This is a genomic window from Legionella sp. (assembly GCF_049790535.1).
Classification (GTDB): Bacteria; Pseudomonadota; Gammaproteobacteria; order Legionellales; family Legionellaceae; genus Legionella.
The window spans coordinates 1-19952 of the sequence record NZ_JBAQZB010000119.1; the positions used below are offsets into that span (position 1 = coordinate 1).

The window sequence follows — 19952 nt, forward strand, 5'->3', positions numbered from 1 at the left end:
GGTGTCGGTCACATTCTCATAAATTCGTAATAAGCCTTGAGTAAAGTGTTTAACAAAAGTATGACGCACCAAAAATTCATGATCTTTTTTTGAGCTAAACGGACTATATCCTGGATTTTTTATTAAATCATTAACTAACACAGTAAGGAGTTGTTGCTTCACTCCATTCCCAAAATACATTTTACCTTCCGTTAGTAACGGATGAAGTTTCTCAAGTAGTTTAATCATTGCTTGATGCTCTGTTTTATGAACAACTACTTGAGGCAATAATTTCTCCATTTGCTTAACTGATACAATAGTGAATGCAAACAAACCTTCTAAAGCAAAATGTCTTCTAAACTCACTTACTCTTGGATTATCAACGTCTCGGACAATACCTCGTGCATCTATTCTTTTCTTTGCGTCATTAAAAAAGATTTGTTTACTAACCCATCTAACAAAAGGATGCTTATCCATTGTCTGAATAACTTCTATCATTGATTCCTGTGAGCTATGGCAAAACTGCATCTCATTATCCAAATAATCATTAGCATATCCAATGGCTCGGCTATCTATATTCATTCATTGGCTCCGGACTTAACTACTTCATTTAACTCTTGTTCAATCTCTTCTATTGTTGGTAAATTTGTTTTGAGCTCTTTAGGCAGTGCTTTAGAAAGGCTATATTCTGAGATTCCCATAGGAGCGTTCATATTACGTAGCGCATATTCAGCAACAACTTTATGTTTGGATTTACAAAGGATGATTCCTATTGTTTGGTTATCCCCCTCTTTTCGCATCAAATCATCGACTGCTGCCATATAAAAACCAAGCTGTCCGGTGTGTTCTGGTTTGAACTTACCAGCCTTGAGTTCAATAACCACAAACGCTCGTAATTGCAGGTGATAAAAGAGTAAATCAACAAAGAACTCTTGATCATCAAATGTTAGTGGTACTTGTGAACCAACAAAGGCGAAACCTTGGCCCAGCTCAATAAGAAAGTCGCGGATATGAGAGATCAGTGCGTTTTCAATTGCGCGTTCGTGCGCTTTGCCTTGAATAGTTAAAAAATCAAAATTGTATGGATCTTTTAATATTTCATTGGCTAAGTCGGATTGCAAAGCAGGTAACCGCCTATGAAAGTTATTTATTTTCTTGCTAGACTCGGCTTGCCGTTCATACAATTCACTTTCTATTTGCATTTCTAAAACAGACCGCGACCAGCCATTTTTAATTGTTTGTTGGGCGTACCATTCACGGGTTAATTTGTCTTTAACTGCATGAATTAATAAAGAAACATGACCCCACGGCAATTGCGCCACAGCCTGTGGCGTAATTAGTAAATCGGGATAAAGTTGTGCAAATTGTTTGATTCTTTGTAAATTGCGAACAGAAAACCCTTGCATCTCAGGGAAAGCTTGTCGCATATCATGAGAAAACTGTTCTAAAAAGCCTGATCCCCATTGATGGCTCTTTTGTTTCTCGATTAAATCGGCTCCTAGCTCCCAATAAAATTGAATTAACTCACTATTGGCAGCCATCGCTGCACGTATCTGCGCTGTTTGTAATCGCTCCTTGATGCCACTCAAAAAATGTTTGTAGTTTTGATCCAGGTGGAGTGATTCGTTCGTTGTTTTAAGTTCTTTCTTCATGAAAAATTCCTTTGCTTTCGGGTTGGATTGTTAAAATATTAGCGGGGGTAATGGCACCCATACACTTTAAAAAATAATCTGTAATTTGCTGCATCGGTTTCCTCAAACGCTCAACATCTGTCACAATGTAGCCAGCAGTGATATCCCCATTCATTTTGTGATTCATTAATCGTTTTAAGGCATAAGCTGAAATGTCTAAGCCTTCAGCAATGGTAATAAACGTGCGTCTTAAATCTTGAACAGTAAAATGGATACCCGAGAACTTGGTAACATTGGCCATTTGTTTGCGGGGCTCAATGATATAACCAGCAGCACCAGTGCCAGGAAAAACATAATCATTCACTTTCTCTTGGCTGCGAGATAATAACAATTCATAGAGGTAGTTAGAAAGGGGGAGTGTATGAGATTCATGATTTTTGGTATCAAGCACGCGTTTGTGATAAGCGTTTTACAGGATTTTCCGTAATTAGCGACTTGCCTTGCGCGTCTTCATATTGCCCAGCAGCGAAATTGAAGAGGGCCCGTAACAAGCGCATAGCTAAATTGGCATAGGCTTCACCATTCTCCTTGCCTAATTTTTCATGGTGCTTAGCTACCTTATCTTTGGTAATCGATAAGAAAGGTTTGCTCCCCCAACCAGCAAAAGCAATCGTTAGCACACGCTCATAGTTGTAAATCGTATTATGCTTTAACGATTTACGTGCCTGTTTATAATCAAAAAATACTTCATCCAAGGTAATGCTGTTTATTTTAAGCGCCTGTTTTTCTGTTATAGGATTAATACCGGTCGCAATTTGTCCAATAATCTTTTGAGCTTCTTTGCGCGCTTGTTCTACCGTCAAGGCACCGTACTTACCCAAAGTAATACGACGAACCTTATTACCAATGTTCTTTTCCACCACAAAACTTTTTGTGCCACCGGCAGTCACTCGTAGCGCAAAACCTTTCAATAGGTCATCACGATAAAATACTTGGTCTTTACCAACCGGTAGTGCTGCGTCATCAACATTTTTTTTAGTTAGCTTCATAAATCACCTCTATTTCTACATGTAGAAGCAATGTAGAAAGATTATGTAGAATTGTTTAGAATAATTAAGAAGTGATTATAAGATTGCAACCCATATGTTTACAGTGTTTTAATGGATTTCAAGAAAAATATAGAACTCGTTAGAAACATCTATTTTATAACTATTAATCATTAGGTCACAAGTTCGAGTCTTGTCCGGGGAGCCAAACCCAGTCTTGGTTTTGGCGAATCACTCAAGCAAACCACCACCCTTTTGGACAGTTAAGCACAACAAACCACAATAAAACAGTCTTAAATTAATCTACTTCCAATCAAAAATCTCTTGCAACATCAATTGTCTTTTATTGCCTTATTTTTAAACAATCTTACTTTGATCACAAAATACATCTATTGTTTTTTTTTGATTCAATTATGTTATAATGACTTTATTTTATAAAACAGTAACGACCATAAAAGCGGTATGACGATGAAATCACAACAGGAACTTGCACTAGAACAGGCAACTGCGCTTTATCAACAACCTCATTTAAATGAAAGCCAACGACAAGAGCTATTTGCAGCTCTGGGGCAGCTTTCATCCGAAGCACTTACCGCTTTTATAAACGAACACGAAACCGCGCTTTTTGGAAGCTTAGCTCAAGAGAGTATGTTTTCTTTAGAAAATACTCGTACCCCTTGGACTGTAAAAGATATGAATGCTTATTATGCATTACGTCCAGATGATAATGACATAAGATTAGCGTTACATGAAAGACGACATGCTATTATTGCCCATAATCCAATAACGACACACGATAATTTACAGCTTTCAAGAAACAAAATAACAAATCCTGCACTTGAAGAGAATGTTCGCTTTCAATTTCATCAACTTGAATCCTTATCTCATGCTCGCACAATATTAAATCCAGAAAAAAATGCGAAAGAATATTGCTTCGATTATTTATTTTCTTTGTTAACTCACTATCGTACTCAATTACAATTAGCTTGTGACGCACAAAAAGATGAAAGTGCTGACACAGTGGATCACAGCGATCTGATTATCAAGATGGATTGGATTACACATTATTTTGCACAGTATTTTAATCAAGTAATCCAGGATAAGCAGATTGATCAACAAAGTGCTGATCTAAAATCACTACTCACACAACTAGGAGAGCTTAGCGAAGAAATTTTTCCTTGGCTTTCTATCATGTTTCGCCATGAATTATTACAATCTAATGCCAATGAAAATGTTATTGATGAACATATTGAATCATTTTTTGCTTTTCACAGTTTATTGCGAGAAAAATCTGTGGGTGAGATGATTTTCAATATATCCGGCGGCAGTATTAAGCCTTACATTAAACAAGCATTGAAACAAGAACGGATAACATGGGAAGGTATTCAAACAGCCGATCTTGATAAAAAACTTCGTAATGTTAAGTTCTATTTGCAGCAATCAGAGCTTTCCTCTTGGGTTGTTGCACAAATTAGTCAAGATTTATTATTGATAGCTCAATCCTCCCCCAATGCACACCCAGATTTACCATTTGTCCTCTATTTGCTTGCCGAACGTGTTCGTTGTGAACGTTATGTTTTCCAAGAAGCGTATCAACTCCTTTTTGGTTCGAATGTTGAATTAGTCGTGAATACTGGTGTGTTGGTTTCAAGACTGGCGCAAACTGAATTAGATCAAGCAGTGTCGCTTGCTTTAGAAAAAGGGTTTTTACCTCCTTCGGCACAATTGTTATATCTCATGCTAGAGAAAGACCGTGAGCGTACTCTCGCTTTAATCGCAGCTCTTTCCGAGAATAATTTGCCTACTTTTAAAGAAACTTTACATATTATTTTCTCAGATGATGATTACGCTCCTCAACATCAACTGTTTTTAGATTCAAATCCGCATCCATTAATCACCCATGAGCATTATCCGTTATTTGTTTTGAGACAGGCTTATCATGCGGATGCCTCCCCTGATACTGAGCAACTAGTCGCACTTTGGTTGAAATTTATCGAGAGCGAAATGATGATTCATGCATCTTTCCTAGCGAAAGAAATGAATCAACAATTATTTGCTAAACTTGCATTACTTAAAGATCAGATCCAAACAATCCCATTAACGCATCATCAGATTAAAACACTTTGCACCGCACTTGCATTGTATCGTGCTACGCAATTAAATATACGTGCATTAAATAGATCATTATCTCCACTGGCGTTTTTGATGGGGCCATCTAAAATTGAATATGAGGCTTCATCTCAATGGGCCGAAGAGTTGTTATACAATCTTCTAAAACAAGTGGCTTATCCTCAAAACTCAACTGAAATGGATTTTGACAATATTGTTCGTTTCTTAGATATCGAGTTCAATGCTCCTCCGGAAAATTCAATTCCATTAGAAACACTTCAAGTGTATATGTTGAAGGATATCAATGCATTTCTTGTCGCTAATCGACATATCAATTTAGCTTATCAAGATAAATTTCTACACGTTTTTATTCAGCTGTTTAAAACTCAAAATATTGATATTAACAAAACACCCATGCATGTTGGTACTTTATTATCAGAGCTACCCACACTATGCTCGCATATGTTTGATTTGCAGCCAATTACGGACTATGTTGCTATACCAGTATGGTTTTCACTTGCACTGCAATCAAAAGTAACTTCTGTTATGTTATCTTCTTTTGTAGAGCAAAGAATGATGAGTGCATTCGTTGCTCCCCACATACTTTATTTGGAAAACTTACAAGATGAAGAGCAAAACACAAGAAAAATGGACTATTTTATAAAACAAATGTATATAGCTTATTGTAACCATCATCTTCAAAATGATGGCTCTAGAAGTTTGAGTAGAATGATTCAACGTGAAGCAAACAGAGATGCTCTCCAAAGCCATACACAACCTATTTGGGTAAGACTGGAGGCTATCGAAAAATCTTTAATCGCGCATCATAAAATCGCTAGGAGTTATAGTTACTCATGGTGGTGGCAATGGGTTGGCTATATAATTGGATATGACTTTCAGGAAAGCCAAACACAATTAAACCATTTTAAAACAATAAAAGGGCATGTTAAACAAAATGATATTAGAACATTAGATGCTTGTCAGAACTTACTGCAACAAGTGGAGTCAGCCGTTACACAAAAAACGTTTAAGCGTTCTTTTTGGCGGACTAGTTTTTATCACAATGAACTGGCTCAATTGCAGGTTGAATTATCAAGTTTAAAAACCAAAATAATAGCGTCCGAAAATATGCCTTTATCAACCATTCCTGATGAACCAGCTTCGAAACTCGAAAAAAATATTCAAATTGCTCCGCCTTGGGTAAGAGATAGGAAAGAAGTAAAGACTACAGACGTTAGAGCTACCCTATATCCAAGAACGGCAACAAACTCAAGTAGTCATTCTTCTAAGCTTGTTGTTGAAGAAGGTACATCTTTGGTTATTTGATTTATTTTTGTACTTTTTAATTTGACTTTTTTATCTCAATTAAGTAAACTATACTTAAATGGATTGGGAAATCCCAGTCGGCGTCTAAGCCTCGGTGAATACCGGGGCTTTTCGCTTTCTAGGGGAAGCATTTCATACCCCAATCTTCTTTCTTGCCACTCTTATCACAATAAAATTTTCTTTCAATAATCGAGTATGCACGATTATCCTGCATTGGATCAAGTAGATACCTTCCTATTGGTCGAGCAATTAAATCAGCCAGTTGTAGACCACAAGAATTAGATTTCTTATCGGCAAGGATTATATCGAAGGGTAATATACCTGATCGATTTGCGCCATCACAAACACGTCGAAATTCAAGCTCTAAATCTTTATCTTCTTTTTTGCCACGACACTCAAAGACGATATGAGTGCGCTTCTGGGTTTGCTGCCTTTCGCTAAGGAAACTGTAAATACGCTCTAATCCGAATCCTAATGACGTGGTCAAGCAAAAGTTTACAACCCAGTTAAGCAACTTTCATTAAAGTTTCTACCCGTTGTTCAAATTGGTTTGGACTCTGATACCCCAAATAAGAGTGCAACCGATTACTGTTATAAAACATTTATAAAACATTGTGATGTAGTTTAAAATGTCTTGCTGAGCCTCCCATCGTGTTTGATAATTACGCCATTGGACACGCTCTTGCTTTAAGCTGCCAAAAAAGCTCTCAATGACACTGTTATCCCAGCAATCACCTTTTTTACTCATGCTCCCAACATAATGGTGCATTTTTAATAATTCCCGATATTCCTTACTCGCATATTGCGACCCTCTATCGGAGTGAACAATTAATCCGGATAGTGGCTTTTGTTGCCAAACGGCCATATTCAGTGCATCACATACCAGAGAAGCTCTCATGCTCGAGCTCATGCTCCAGCCTACAATCTTTCTCGAAAATAAATCCATAACAACAGCTAAATACAGCCAGCCTTCCTGTGTCCAGATATAAGTGATATCCGAAACGTAAGCCGTATTTGCTTCGGTTACATGAAATTGCCTATTTAAAACATTCTCATAAATTAGACTTTACGTAAGGCTTCACAAATTGTGGAGACATCATTTTTACTGTATGTCCAATCTCCCCAAATAACCGAGCCCAATAATGAGCTCCGCCACAAGCTTCAACGCCAACAAGACAGGGCGGTAAATTAGCAATAAATTCGACTAGTTTTTCTCGGCTCAACCGTTTACGCAAAATACCTTTTCCATTGCTGTCGGTACCATGAAGCTGGAAAACATTTTTTGCTAAATCTATCCCTAATACTTTAATATTCCTCTTTATGGATCCTCCACTTTTTTGAATGAAACTAAACAATCTCATTCTGGCTCATATGAAGCCTCGTTAAAGTGGCAGGGTCCATACTATTACGTCAATATTGCTAGACAATTTGATTCGAATAAAAATAAAATTTTTACAGCTATCACTGATGTCACTTTCGTTACTTTTAAATAAAAAAATAATAAGTAAGGTTTTTTGACAAGGTGGAAGAACAATTACGTTTTAGTTAGTAATATTGATGTAAAAATGTGATACATACAGACTAAGCCACATAGGGGACTTACCAATTATAATCTTTTTCCTTTTTAGATTGATAACTCCCGAGATATTACTACCTCAGGGCAAATTTAAAATTAAAAGGACTTGTCTTAGATTGAAAAACAACACTGTAACCCAAAGCAATCAATAAAAACGCAGTAACTATCGTTAACGTTAGAGTAATATAATAGCCATGCCAAGAAACCCAATGTCCAGTATTCATAAAAAACCGTTGTAGGCAGGTGTTGTATAAATCGTCCACACTTGGGTTTAGTGGTATGTCACAGCTGTTAATTAAATAATAAACTTTAGAGCTAAATATAGAAATTAATGCAAACAACTGGCAGGTTTTAATATTTATTTTTAAATCATTAATAACAAGAGACAGCAGGTAAATCGTAAGTGGTATTAAAAAGCTATTAAATCGATATTGTGGGTTTAAGGAAAAATAAAAAGAAATTAATAAAAGTAAAACCATTCCTATGCTTTCAACATAAGCTTTTCTAATCATTTCTCGGCAAAAAAACAGAAATAATAAAGCTGCTGGCCCCCAATTTGCGACTTGCATAGTCAAAAATATGCCTGGTTTAATGAGAGGACCTGTAGGGATATCTAATAACAAAAATTTTAAAATAAGATCTGGTGAGGTCGCAGAAGGCTCACCATTATGATAAGGAGACATATGAAGTAAATAATAATATAAAGACAAGGTAAAACTAATAAAACCCAGGTAATAGATAAAATTTTTAATGTTAAATAGACTCAGTCCTTTAATTAATAAAGCAGGCTGTATTTCTTTGCCTATGATGAAGGTATAAATACCAGCTAGACTGGCACTAATAATCGCCATATTTTTGGCAATATCTGTACCCATTGTTTGATAGTTTCTATGTAAATAACCCGTAGTACTCAATACTATTAGTGATATCATGTAACAGAGTGTAAAAAATAGTACAATTTTAACTGGCGATTTTCTAAACACTGGATTGCAGGGCGCTTTACTAAATACGGATAAGATAAAAATAAACACAATGCCAATAGGCCAGCTCAACATCGTTGGAATTAAAAGAAAATTTAAAGCAAGAGCCCATTTCTTAAGATAAAAATATAAAGATATCATTCCTAATAAAAGAGCAAAAACATCAGTTGCTACAGCGGCATACTGATAATATTTTAAAAATACAAAATTACAAAAAAAACAAATAAAACCGAAAATAAAGGTAGTAAACGATAAGTTTTTTAAATGGCAAATTTTATTCCACAATAAAGCAATCAACAGAAAGCAAAAATTATTAAATATGAAAAAAGCAGTAAAAATAGATGAATTCGTGTTTAGTTTAATATGAGTTATTTTACAAAAAAGCCAGATAGCGAAAGAAGGGAAACACCTGGAAATATGATAAGCATCAGCATTTATTCTTATTTCGCTAAAAAAGTCTTTCGCATAAGCACCATACACTATTCCATCCCACCCCAATCCATAACGAACAGGCAGTATTTCACCCCACATATAATAAAAAACCGCATATATAAATAAAGAAAGAAGTAAACAGATTTTAATCGATTTCTCTAAAAATAATTGATTCAATTTATTACCCCAAAAAAGTCATTTATTGTTTTAATAACGCGCATTAAATCGTCTCTATGGAGTCCATAGTACATAGGGAGACGTAACAAACGATCACTTTCAAGTATGGTGTATTTATCTTCGCCAACAAATTCAGCATATTTAACACCGGCTTTTGATTTATGCAAAGGAACATAGTGAAACATAGCCCAGATATTTTGCAGCTTAAGTTGTTCAATTAATCGTGTGCGAATATTTAAATCTTCGCACTTGATATAGAACATGTGTCCATTATGTTCGCAGTGTTGAGGGATAATAGGCAACTCAAGTATCCCATACTTCTTTAATTGGCCTAGTTCACTATAATACAAATTCCAAGAGGTCAGCCTGTTCTTATTTATTTCATGGGCGAGCTCAAGCTGAGCCCATAAATAGGCTGCATTTAATTCACTAGGTAAATAGCTAGAACCAATATCACACCAGGAGTATTTATCGATTTCGCTACGAAAAAATTTACTGCGATTAGTGCCTTTTTCACGGATTATTTCTGCCTGCTCTACAAATTTGGATTGGTTTAATAATATAGCTCCCCCTTCTCCCATTGAATAATTTTTCGTTTCGTGAAAACTAAATGCACCTATATCACCAATTGAACCCAGGGCTTTACCTTTATAATAAGACATCATGGCCTGTGCGGCGTCTTCAATGATTAAAAGATTGTGTTTTTTGCCAATCGCCATAATTTGATCCATCTCACAAGCAACGCCGGCATAATGAACTACAACTATTGCTTTAGTGCGTGAGGTAATCGCATTTTCAATGAGATTTTCATCCATATTCATTGTGTCAGGACGAATATCTATCAATTTTATTTTAGCTCCTCGTAATACAAAAGCATTAACAGTAGAAACAAAAGTAAAGGCAGGTGCTATAATCTCATCACCTACTTTAATATCGGCCAAAAGTGCGGCCATTTCCAAGGCATGTGTGCAGGAAGTAGTTAAGAGCGCTTTGTGAATATTGAAATGTTCTTCGAACCAACGATTACAATTATGGGTGAAGGGGCCATCGCCACTAATTTTATTATTATCTACCGCTTGTTGCATATAATAAAATTCTTTCCCCGTGTGGGGCGGCACATTAAAGCGAATTATTGAATTATTGTTCATAGAGAGCGTGCAATTGCGTTTTGCTGCATGAATTTTTCTTCAAGCAAGAGAAGATCTTTCTTTTTTTCTTTAATACGTCGCGCCGGAATACCTGTATAAATTCCCCAGGGAGCCGTTTCTTTGGTTACCAATGTCATTGCGCCAATAGAACATCCTTCGCCAATGGTAATTCCAGGAAGTATGACTGAACTTGCTCCAACAATAACATGGCGGTTGATTTTAACTTTGGCTTTATATACGTTTTTATATTCTTCGGGAATGAGGGGGCTATACATAAAAACTCCGCTATAATCATCTGATTGACTAAAAACCTGCGAACCATAGGAAATGCCCGAAAAATCATCAATTATAATACCCTCATCACCTCCTGCTATCAGACAAAAAGCAGCTATATGTACATACATTCCTACTGTAATTTTTCCTGATATAACACAAAAATCATCAATTCGAGAGTGATCATTAATTTCTATTTGCTCGGGATTATAAATACTTGCTTTATCACTGATTTTTACTTGTTTACCCAGTTTTTTAAAATTCATTGATTCTAATTGGCAAAAAGTAAGATATCCCATATTAAATTCCAATATTTAGTGTTTTATCTTGGCATAATACTATGATAAAATTCAAAACCCAATAGCTGTATTCATGAAAAATTACAGCTTCTTTCCCGGGTTCACAGTAATTTTATAAGGAAATAAATGGAACTTTCCGTTGTAGCCACTCTATATCAATCAGAAAGATATATTAAAGAATTTTGTCAACGTGTTTCTATTGCGGCTAACCAACTCGTAGGAACCAGTTATGAACTTATTTTAGTTAATGATGGTTCACCTGATAATAGTCTTGATACGGCTGTTCAATTGATGGTTGAATTTCCTTCCCTTAAAATTGTCGATCTATCACGCAATTTTGGCCATCATAAGGCAATGATGAGTGGATTAGCTCATGCTGTGGGTAAAAAAATTTTTCTCCTTGACAGTGATTTGGAAGAGGATCCTGAATGGCTAATATCCTTTAATCAGCAAATGGAGGAAGAGCTTTGTGATGTTATTTATGGAGTACAAAAACAAAGAAAGGGATCTTTTTTTGAGCGTTATAGCGGAACTTTGTTCTACAGGCTGTTAAATTTCTTAATTAAAGAAAATTTACCTGTTAATATAACTGTGGCTCGTTTAATGACGCGCCGTTATGTGAATGCTTTATTACAACATCAAGAACAAGAAATTTATATTGCTGGTTTATGGCATATCACAGGTTTCAAACAACTCCCACAAAAGGTCCAAAAACACTCATCCAGCAAGACAACGTATACATTGAGGCGAAAATTTTCTTTATTAGCTAATTCAATTACGTCATTTAGTAATCGTCCTTTAATTATTATCTTCTATGTCGGTTTAACCATTATGAGTTTTGCCTGTTTAAATATCTCTTTATTAATTATTAATAAGTTCTTTCTGCACCAAGTGCTTGATGGTTGGACTTCCGTCATGGCTTCTATTTGGTTATTAGGGGGGCTGATTATTTCTTTTATTGGAATTATTGGTATTTATCTTTCCAAGATTTTTATTGAAATAAAAAACCGGCCTTATACTATTGTTCGTCATGTTTATCAAAATAACTTTCCGGTTTCTTCTCAACAAAAACATTTGAACTATGTTGAGCTACTGGACACAATTGATGATTAGTCGAAAGAACACCAGTACACAAATACAATTGCTTTACTATGGGATAATAGGTCTGCTCACTAATGCTTTAGGTTATTTTCTGTTTGTCCTGCTGACTTATGTAGGGGTTGGAGCTAAAATATCAGTCACCTGTCTTTACTTATTATGTGCTTTATTGAGTTTTTTGAGTAATTGGCGAATTACCTTCAATCAGTTTGGAGCTTTTTTGGTTACAGGTGTTCGTTTTATCGCTGCGCACTTAGTGGGCTATTTAATTAATTTTATTATATTATTAGTTTTTGTTGACGGCTTAAATTATCCCGCTTATAAAATTGAAGCATTTGCCATTATTATGGTGGCTGGTTATATGTTTATTGCCTTTAAATTTTTTGTCTTCTCTAACTATTACCGGACGATGAATGAGAAAATGTCTCGCATGTAATACGGTTTATACATCTCTGAGACCCGTTTGCCTAAACTGCACATGGGCTCCGGATCAAATAAATAATTTCACGGCCTATTCCCAAGCGCTTGCCATTGAAAATGATAGCTTTAAAGCAAGCCACTTTGAAACTTTAGCGCAACTTGAGGCGAATAATTTCTGGTTTCAGGCACGTAATAAATTAATCATTTGGGCACTTTCCAAATATTATCCTGACTTTGAATCGTTTCTTGAAATTGGCTGCGGTACAGGTTTTGTGTTATCAGGAATTGCCCGAAAATTTCCTGGTAAGCAATTTTCGGGAAGTGAGTTGCTTGTTGAGGGCCTTTCTTTTGCAGTAGCTCGCCAAAAAAATCCGATGGAATTTATGCAAATGGATGCACGGCAGATCCCTTTTTTTCGAGAGTTTGATTGCATTGGTGCCTTTGATGTTCTAGAACATATTAAGGAAGACAGCGAAGTTTTATTACAAATAAATCAAGCTTTAAAACCGAAAGGATTACTTTTATTAACTGTTCCACAACATCAATGGTTATGGAGTCAAGCAGATTTAAGAGCTTGTCATGTTCGGCGCTATGACTCGAAAAGTTTACATAGGAAATTAGAACAGGCTAACTTTGAGATTATACGCAGCACTTCATTTGTATTTTCCCTTTTGCCTTTTATGCTTATTTCACGCATGCTCCAAAAAAAATCCCAATCTAAAGATCCTTATAAAGAATTAAATCTGCCTGCAACTATTAATTTTTCTTTTAAAAAAATATTGAATACTGAGATTCGGTTAATACGCAAAGGCATTAATTTTCGTATTGGGGGCTCCCGATTAGTCATTGCAAGGTTGAAAAGTATTTAGTAACCCTATTCACTTTGATCATCCCGATTTACAGATGAGTGACTCCGCAGCAAGCAATTCCTAAAAACCACAGTGTTATGACTTTACTGTCGTTAAACGATTTACAATAAACATTTTACCATCCGGCTTATGGCACATCATTCCATGCCAAATTGGCTTGGTATAGATTTCGATGACTCTGATTCAAAAACTAAAATGCCATCTTTACTTAAATGTTCATATAATGCTTTTAGAGAGGCCCTGACTGTATCCAAATTAATAATATGGCCAAACCAACCACTAGGAATAAAAATCAGGCCATGTTTGTCCATCTTCGCTAAATCTTCAAAACCATGCCACACTGTTGGGCGGAAAAGTTTTAGAGCCGCCTTGGTATACAAGGCTTCTAACATATACTCACTTGCATCAAAACCATGAATGTCAAAATCTTCTTGAAGTAAGGGGAGTAGAAAACGACCCGTTCCACACATTGGTTCCAAAATAGAGCCCACGGCATTGCTCACATAGGAGCGATAAAATGCGTAAGCATCCTCAGGTGGTTTTGGTCTAATCAAGTCATAAAATTGAGCACATAAACTAAGGTAACTACTCAGTTTCTGTTGTGTCATTTACATCCCCATCTTTTATCTTCTCACAACATTGATTATCATCGATGACTTCATATTCCATGGCAATTTTTAAATTTACGACGGCTACCACAAGGGCAATCCATAGTGCGAGAAATCATTTGTTCAGTATCAGCTGTTGGTAGATGTTGGCCACCAATATAATACCATCGCCCCTTTTCGAATATAAACTCACTTTTTTCGTGTATTGATTCTAAATGAGAACCATCCACAAAACTTGCTTTAAACTCCACATAACCTATGCCTGAGCTTTCAATGTCTGACTTAAGTACCTTGAGCTTAATCCAGTTAACTCTTTTCGCCCAACGTTTTGCATCCAGTTCGTGAAAACCAACCAAGGCGTTGTCCCGCATGGTTTCTTTGATGTAATCAATATTAGCCATTGTATAAGCTGAATAACGAGAACGCATTAGCGCTTCTGGCGTCTCTGGATTTTGTTTGCCAGTGATAAATGGTTCGCAGCAGGATAAATAATTTTTTTGAGAATCACAGGGGCATACACCATAACATACTTTATTCATATTAGGGTTCTTGCCTATCTTCAGCTGAGTCATAGACTTTATTTTTGTTTCGCTTCCCCACGGCAACAACCAGGAGAATCATTTTATTATCGTTAACTTGGTACACGAGTCTATAAATTTGATCTTATAGCAATCTTTAAGTTGGCCACTAAGTTTGGCAGAAATAACATGCGGATTTTTCAGTCGCCGTTTTAATAATTTTTTAAACTGTTCTTGCAACTCTTTTGATAGTTTCTTCCATTCTTTTAATGCAAGGGGATGAAAATGTAACTCATAAATCATCAAGCTCAACCTTAACTGATGTAAATGGTGCTGAAAGGCGTTGTTCTACAATGTTCTTTAACTTGCTATCATCAACAGCATCCATTAGTTTTTCAAAAGTTTCGACTGGGATTAAATAAGCAGCAGCTACATTGTGGTTAAGAATGACCACGGGCATTCCCTGTGCATCGTTAATGAGTTTCGTTGGGTTTTTCTTTAATTCGCTAATGCTAGCGACTTGTGTTGCATATAAAGTTTGCATTTTAATGACCTAAATAAAGACCTGTATTGTGTGTTAATTATAGTATCTTTTATAATAAAACGTCAATCATTGTGCGATTGAATGTTAAGTAAAATGTATTTATACGCTGTATAATTGCTGGGATAATTGTCTTTAATCAACTAAATAATAGGATATTCCCATGGCAAGCCAACAAATGCAGGAAGCTAAACCAAACAATGTTGACCTTAAACAGCAAAAAAGATTTACTCAACACCTCATTCACGATTGTACATTGGCTTGTAATGATTTTCAGAGCAAAGATTTCGACCTTGAAAAAGCAAAAAGAATTACTGATGAAAAATTAACCGCTATGGCAACGATGGATGGATTGCAATCCATGTTAGTTACCCAAATGTTATCTGTTCATCTGTTACAGCAAAAATCGATGACCTATGCACATGCTATTGGCGACTTCAAGCTGCAGAAGTATTATACAAATTCAGCTGTAAAATTATCTAATTGCTTTGTCCAACATCCGGATTAATTGTTCACTCCAATAATAATCATTAATTTCACAATCGATGGCCAATAGCTTTATTTTAGCAAGATCACCATCAGAAGTAGGAGCCTTTCCAATTCCTTTAACTGTTAAATAATTTCGAGTATAAAGATTTTTGGTGCCACTTATAATAATTACATTCCCCAAATTTTCTAAAGAATTGAAACATTTCTCTAGCTCTATTTTTATTTCTTCTTTTGAAGATAAGTGAAAAAACATTAAAATTGAAAAAATAGCTGTATATTTTTCATACAAATAAAAGGTTCTTTCGGATGTGTTTTCGAAATATAGCGAATTATCATTGGTGCTGCTTTCTCTTGCATTGTTCAATGCATTTTGATCTATATCGCATCCATTTATTTTTTTACAAAAAGTACTTAGAAAATTCGTTGACCTACCGGAGGCACAGCCCAGGTCTAGAACATAATCTAGGTTTGTATCATGTTTTTCAGCAAATTTTTCTACATCTCGAAATGCAAGAAATCCAGTGCCAGTGATACTACTTTTTTCATATTTCTTTATCTGATCATCGCTAAACTTTAACATCACGCCTCCGCTTGAGCCAACGACTATTTTAGAATTATTACTAATTACTTTATAGTCCCAGAGAGGCAAGATGCGTTGTGACCGTAGCCACTACCAGTTGCTATCAAGGCTTTAGGCATCAGGGTCGTAGAAAAAAGTCATCACATCATCAGCTCTGCCAGCGTCAGAGCCAGTTAAGAAGTGATCGCATTTATTATTATGGCGCCCTAGCTTTACTTTAAAAACCTTTTTGTTCAAAATAATGTGCCTTAGGGGGCATAATGACATTTATTTTCTTAGATAAGTACTCGTCTAATTTCATAGCTACTACAACAGAATAAATTACACCGGAAACACTTCCGCAAAAACGCAAACCAAAAAAGATGCCATCTCATTTAATCGATAGAGGCCTATGCGAGCCTGCTTCTAATTGTCTTATAGTCGGAATCCGGTAATGTTTCTAGCTCCATGTCTTCAGTCAAAGCCGAACAAATAAAACGGGTTAAGGAATGGCAAGTATTGCTAGAATCTTGCAGCTTCTCTTTTATTGTAGACTTAACTAAATCAAATTCTTCAGAGGTTACATTAGAAAAACTTTCTATCGTTTTCTGTAGAGCTCGAGCCCTCCGAACTCCACTATCACCATGATACCAATGAGAAAAACGGGTTAAACCACGTATGCCAGATGCATTTTTTGAACACCAATCTAAATAGTTCTGAATACCAATTGTTGTTCTTTCAAGATACTTCTCTATTGGTAAATTATTTATTCTTTGAGAAAGTTGTTCTGTTTTAATGGTATTAAAAGCGAAGAAAACATCAACTTTTCTAGAAATCACTCTGGAAACTTGAGCATGACCATGTTTAAAAATAGGATGAATATATTGTTCTTCAGGTATTGTACTGTCATGAATACTATCGTCTATTATTAATACAGATGCACATTTCTCATCCAATTTTTTTCCAATAACAGATTCTGAAGCAATAATATAATCAATATTATGCTGAGTTAATATTTTTTGTAATGACAAAGTAGTATTTGAATTTAAAATCGCTTCATTTATAAGTAAAGGCTTCTTTTTCGCTTTTAAAAAAGGAAGATGGATTAAAAGAGATAAGATATTTGCATTAATATAATAATAATCATGATAGGCATGGGTTTCTATTCTCTTTTCAAATTGATGATCAAATTCATCGCAATAAAGTTCTGCTATTTCTCCATTATGAGCGATATAATTTTTTCCAAAAGTTAATAAAAACAAAGAAGAAGATGATTGTTGTAATTCTGCATAAGCCCCTAAAAAAAGAGGACATATAGAATCATTTTCTATATTTTTACTTCTAGAAGGTAATTGTCTACTTGAAAAATCTTTACCTAAAACATCCCCAATGTCATCAAAGTCAAGTGCATAAACTGCATCGCAAGAAGAGCTTTGAGCACCTCTTTCTTCCATATTTTTAAAGTGACGAACTGTGATTTTAGCGCCATTCTGATTTAATTGCTCAATAATAGCCTGAAAAATGGACTGTTGTGTTTGATTGCCTTTTATTTCAATACAATCCAACTTAATGTTTTTATAGCCATTATAATAGAGTTTCAAAATAATCATTAAATCTTGAAATAAACCACCACTGCCCAAGCTTAATAAACGTATAACTTCGCTTTTATTTTTACTTTTTGCTACATTTAAAATTCTGTTTTCATATTTGCTACGAATATCAAAAAAATTTGCTCGAGAATGAGCTTGTGTCACGGGGCACCAGCATTCATGCAGCCAACTTGAGCTCGGTTGAGCATCATCATAAGATGATTTTTCAGACTTTGTAGGATTTTTATAAAGAAAATTTAACCAATGGTTAAATGTTTTTGAGTTTAATTTAGAAATTTCTTTTGCTGAATATAATTTGTATGAACCCATACTACGAATTCCAATAATAATTAAGTTGCGGCGAATTTTATAGTATATACATTAAGCAGGAAAGTAAAAAAATAACAGGGCAAACGTAATGCATTAACAAAGAAACTTTGGGGAACTTCGTATTTACCGCACTTAGTATAAGATAGAAACCAATAGCCATGAGAGATAGGAAGGCAATAAAAGATTGCCCTTTAGATTGTAAAAAGCTCGATAGACAAGTTATTAATTTTAATAGCTGCTGCCTTAATTTAATTAATAACGATAACCGCTGAGCCAGTAAATCGTCCATATCGAAGATCATCAAGAGCTTCATTGACTTCTTTTAGAGCGTAAGTATGGATTTCAGTTTTAACCGGTATGGTTGGTGCTAATGATAGGAATTCTTCTCCATCTCTTCGCGTTAAATTAGCAACGGAACAAAGCGTACGCTCTCCCCAAAGCAGCTCATAAGGAAAACTTGGAATATCACTCATGTGAATTCCAGCACACACAACAGTCCCACCTTTAATCGTATTTTGAAGTGCTAAAGGAACTAAGGCACCAACAGGCGCAAAAATAATAGCTGCATCGAGAAGATGAGGAGGTGATTGATTCGCATCCCCTGCCCAGGTAACGCCTAAATGATATGCAAATTCTTGCGCCTTGGAATCACCTGGACTTGTAAATGCATACACTTTACGCTCTTGTTGGCATGCAACTTGAGTCAGTATGTGTGCTGCTGATCCAAAACCATATAACCCTAAATGTTTTGCCTCCATTGTTTTTAACAACGCGCGATATCCAATAAGACCCGCACAAAATAAGGGTGCAGCTTGAACATCAGAATAACCATCCGGTATGGGAAAGCAAAATCGATGATTTGCAACACAATACTCTGCAAATCCACCATCAATCTGATATCCAGTAAATTGTGCCTTATCACATAGGTTCTCTCGACCGGTCAAACAAAATTGACAAACCTCACAGCTACCACCTAACCAGGGAACGCCAATACGCTGCCCTACAGTAAAAGACTGAACTTCTTCTCCCAAGGCTTCTATAACACCAACGATTTGATGGCCTGGAACAAGAGGAAGTTTGGGGTACTTCAATTCGCCGTCAACAACATGCAGATCAGTTCTACATATGCCACAGGCAGTAACTTTAATTAGAATTTGGTGGGGATGAGGCGCGGGTTTTTCAATTTGGGTATAAATTAATTTTTCATTACTATTTTTCATTAACATGGCATGCATTTTCATTTAGGATCCCCGCATAATGTTGCAGAATCTAGATAAGAAGGAATATCACATTTCCAGTGAAATCTTTACTCTATTTTGTTCAGCATAGCGAGCAAAAATTTTTGTGGCATTAGTAGCCATGGGAAGGCCACAATCTATAATAGATTGGTTTGAATAAGGTATTTCGACTCTGTAATTGTTTGTACTACATCTAAAAATTGGATTTTCATCAAGGCTCTAATCAAAAGATAATATATTGAGTATAGATTTGTTTTTTGGTTTTTAATAAAAATTACTGTAATTCTCCAAGTACCTTTTGAAAAATATAGGATATGATCAAATAACGAAATGAACGCTAATACTCTGACAGAGTCTCTGCTACAAAAAATCATCGCATTAGAACAATTTACTGAGAAGTAGTCGGAGCTTATTCAACCACAAGCGTTATAAATTGAAGAGCAAGCCGCAACGATACAGTCCGGTAGCCCCCAATCGGTTAAAATACAGTTATAGCAGAGTTGGTTCACAAAGCAGAGGGCGTCTTTTGCAGTCCCTGCGAGTGTAAAAGGGCATTTTAATTGGTTAAACGTGAATTTGTAGATTTGTTGGTAAATCGTATTATCCTCAACTATTAAGAAATTTTTATGAGCTTTTGAGTTCATTTGAGCACCTTCTTTTTCAGTAAAAGCGCTATTATTTAGAATTTATCCAAATCAAAAAAGGGTCTAAAAGGGA

The 19952-nt window shown here is 35.6% G+C and carries 18 protein-coding genes and 3 pseudogenes; 5 read left to right on the forward strand and 16 right to left on the reverse strand.

Annotated elements, in window-relative coordinates; genetic code table 11:
- The 3 genes and pseudogenes from WA877_RS07450 to WA877_RS07460 form a co-directional block, all read right to left on the reverse strand.
- Window positions 1-561: hypothetical protein (locus tag WA877_RS07450; protein ID WP_425170289.1), on the reverse strand; the 561-nt coding region annotated here is incomplete at its 3' end.
- Window positions 558-1631 (reverse strand): PDDEXK nuclease domain-containing protein, encoded by a 1074-nt coding sequence (locus WA877_RS07455; protein WP_425170290.1) that lies wholly within the window; start codon window positions 1629-1631, stop codon window positions 558-560. The genes WA877_RS07455 and WA877_RS07450, both read right to left, overlap by 4 nt.
- Window positions 1615-2659 (reverse strand): annotated as a pseudogene (locus WA877_RS07460) (tyrosine-type recombinase/integrase). Before WA877_RS07460 ends, WA877_RS07455 begins: the two are co-directional and overlap by 17 nt.
- Window positions 2660-3124: 465 nt before the next feature.
- Here WA877_RS07460 and WA877_RS07465 point away from each other — a divergent pair.
- Window positions 3125-6091, forward strand: coding sequence for a hypothetical protein (locus WA877_RS07465; protein ID WP_425170291.1), 2967 nt, complete (start codon window positions 3125-3127; stop codon window positions 6089-6091).
- A gap of 118 nt (window positions 6092-6209) precedes the next feature.
- On the opposite strand, the gene WA877_RS07470 is transcribed toward WA877_RS07465, so the two are convergent.
- The 6 genes and pseudogenes from WA877_RS07470 to WA877_RS07495 form a co-directional block, all read right to left on the reverse strand.
- Window positions 6210-6578 (reverse strand): DUF3800 domain-containing protein, encoded by a 369-nt coding sequence (locus WA877_RS07470; protein ID WP_425170292.1) that lies wholly within the window; start codon window positions 6576-6578, stop codon window positions 6210-6212.
- 19 nt (window positions 6579-6597) lie between these two features.
- Window positions 6598-7151, reverse strand: a pseudogene (locus WA877_RS07475) (IS3 family transposase); the annotation flags it as partial.
- A pseudogene (locus WA877_RS07480) lies at window positions 7150-7452 on the reverse strand (hypothetical protein); the annotation flags it as partial. The pseudogenes WA877_RS07480 and WA877_RS07475, both read right to left, overlap by 2 nt.
- 289 nt (window positions 7453-7741) lie before the next feature.
- Window positions 7742-9256: a hypothetical protein gene (locus WA877_RS07485; protein WP_425170293.1), complete on the reverse strand. Its 1515-nt coding sequence runs from the start codon at window positions 9254-9256 to the stop codon at window positions 7742-7744.
- Window positions 9253-10404, reverse strand: a complete 1152-nt coding sequence (gene rffA / locus WA877_RS07490; protein WP_425170294.1) for a dTDP-4-amino-4,6-dideoxygalactose transaminase — start codon at window positions 10402-10404, stop codon at window positions 9253-9255. Before rffA ends, WA877_RS07485 begins: the two co-directional genes overlap by 4 nt.
- Window positions 10401-10943, reverse strand: a complete 543-nt coding sequence (locus WA877_RS07495) for an acyltransferase (RefSeq protein WP_425170295.1) — start codon at window positions 10941-10943, stop codon at window positions 10401-10403. Before WA877_RS07495 ends, rffA begins: the two co-directional genes overlap by 4 nt.
- Before the next feature lie 159 nt (window positions 10944-11102).
- On the opposite strand from WA877_RS07495, the gene WA877_RS07500 reads away from it, so the two are divergent.
- The 3 genes from WA877_RS07500 to WA877_RS07510 are packed head-to-tail and all read left to right on the forward strand — an operon-like array spanning window position 11103 to window position 13363.
- Window positions 11103-12089 (forward strand): glycosyltransferase family 2 protein, encoded by a 987-nt coding sequence (locus tag WA877_RS07500; RefSeq protein WP_425170296.1) that lies wholly within the window; start codon window positions 11103-11105, stop codon window positions 12087-12089.
- On the forward strand, window positions 12082-12510 hold the full coding sequence (locus WA877_RS07505) for a GtrA family protein (protein WP_425170297.1): 429 nt from the start codon (window positions 12082-12084) through the stop codon (window positions 12508-12510). Before WA877_RS07500 ends, WA877_RS07505 begins: the two co-directional genes overlap by 8 nt.
- Window positions 12488-13363 (forward strand): class I SAM-dependent methyltransferase, encoded by an 876-nt coding sequence (locus tag WA877_RS07510; RefSeq protein WP_425170298.1) that lies wholly within the window; start codon window positions 12488-12490, stop codon window positions 13361-13363. The genes WA877_RS07505 and WA877_RS07510 overlap by 23 nt, the downstream gene beginning before the upstream one ends.
- A 137-nt stretch (window positions 13364-13500) precedes the next feature.
- On the opposite strand, the gene WA877_RS07515 is transcribed toward WA877_RS07510, so the two are convergent.
- The 4 genes from WA877_RS07515 to WA877_RS07530 form a co-directional block, all read right to left on the reverse strand.
- Window positions 13501-13971, reverse strand: a complete 471-nt coding sequence (locus tag WA877_RS07515) for a class I SAM-dependent methyltransferase (protein ID WP_425170299.1) — start codon at window positions 13969-13971, stop codon at window positions 13501-13503.
- A gap of 50 nt (window positions 13972-14021) precedes the next feature.
- The gene (locus WA877_RS07520; RefSeq protein ID WP_425170300.1) at window positions 14022-14510 is read right to left on the reverse strand and encodes a YchJ family protein; all 489 of its coding nucleotides are present in this window, start codon (window positions 14508-14510) and stop codon (window positions 14022-14024) included.
- A gap of 78 nt (window positions 14511-14588) precedes the next feature.
- On the reverse strand, window positions 14589-14792 hold the full coding sequence (locus WA877_RS07525; RefSeq protein WP_425170301.1) for a type II toxin-antitoxin system RelE family toxin: 204 nt from the start codon (window positions 14790-14792) through the stop codon (window positions 14589-14591).
- The gene (locus WA877_RS07530) at window positions 14782-15033 is read right to left on the reverse strand and encodes a type II toxin-antitoxin system Phd/YefM family antitoxin (RefSeq protein ID WP_425170302.1); all 252 of its coding nucleotides are present in this window, start codon (window positions 15031-15033) and stop codon (window positions 14782-14784) included. The genes WA877_RS07525 and WA877_RS07530 overlap by 11 nt, the downstream gene beginning before the upstream one ends.
- A gap of 160 nt (window positions 15034-15193) precedes the next feature.
- Between WA877_RS07530 and WA877_RS07535 the strand changes: the two genes are divergently transcribed.
- Entirely contained in the window at window positions 15194-15538 is a 345-nt protein-coding gene (locus WA877_RS07535; RefSeq protein WP_425170303.1) for a hypothetical protein, read from the forward strand.
- Here WA877_RS07535 and WA877_RS07540 read toward each other — a convergent pair.
- From WA877_RS07540 to WA877_RS07550, 3 genes are all read right to left on the reverse strand, one after another.
- On the reverse strand, window positions 15506-16099 hold the full coding sequence (locus tag WA877_RS07540; RefSeq protein ID WP_425170304.1) for an SAM-dependent methyltransferase: 594 nt from the start codon (window positions 16097-16099) through the stop codon (window positions 15506-15508). The two genes, WA877_RS07535 and WA877_RS07540, sit on opposite strands and share 33 nt — an antisense overlap.
- Window positions 16100-16488: 389 nt before the next feature.
- Entirely contained in the window at window positions 16489-17997 is a 1509-nt protein-coding gene (locus WA877_RS07545) for a hypothetical protein (protein ID WP_425170305.1), read from the reverse strand.
- 248 nt (window positions 17998-18245) lie between these two features.
- Window positions 18246-19232, reverse strand: coding sequence for a zinc-dependent alcohol dehydrogenase family protein (locus tag WA877_RS07550; RefSeq protein WP_425170306.1), 987 nt, complete (start codon window positions 19230-19232; stop codon window positions 18246-18248).
- Window positions 19233-19952: the final 720 nt, after the last annotated feature.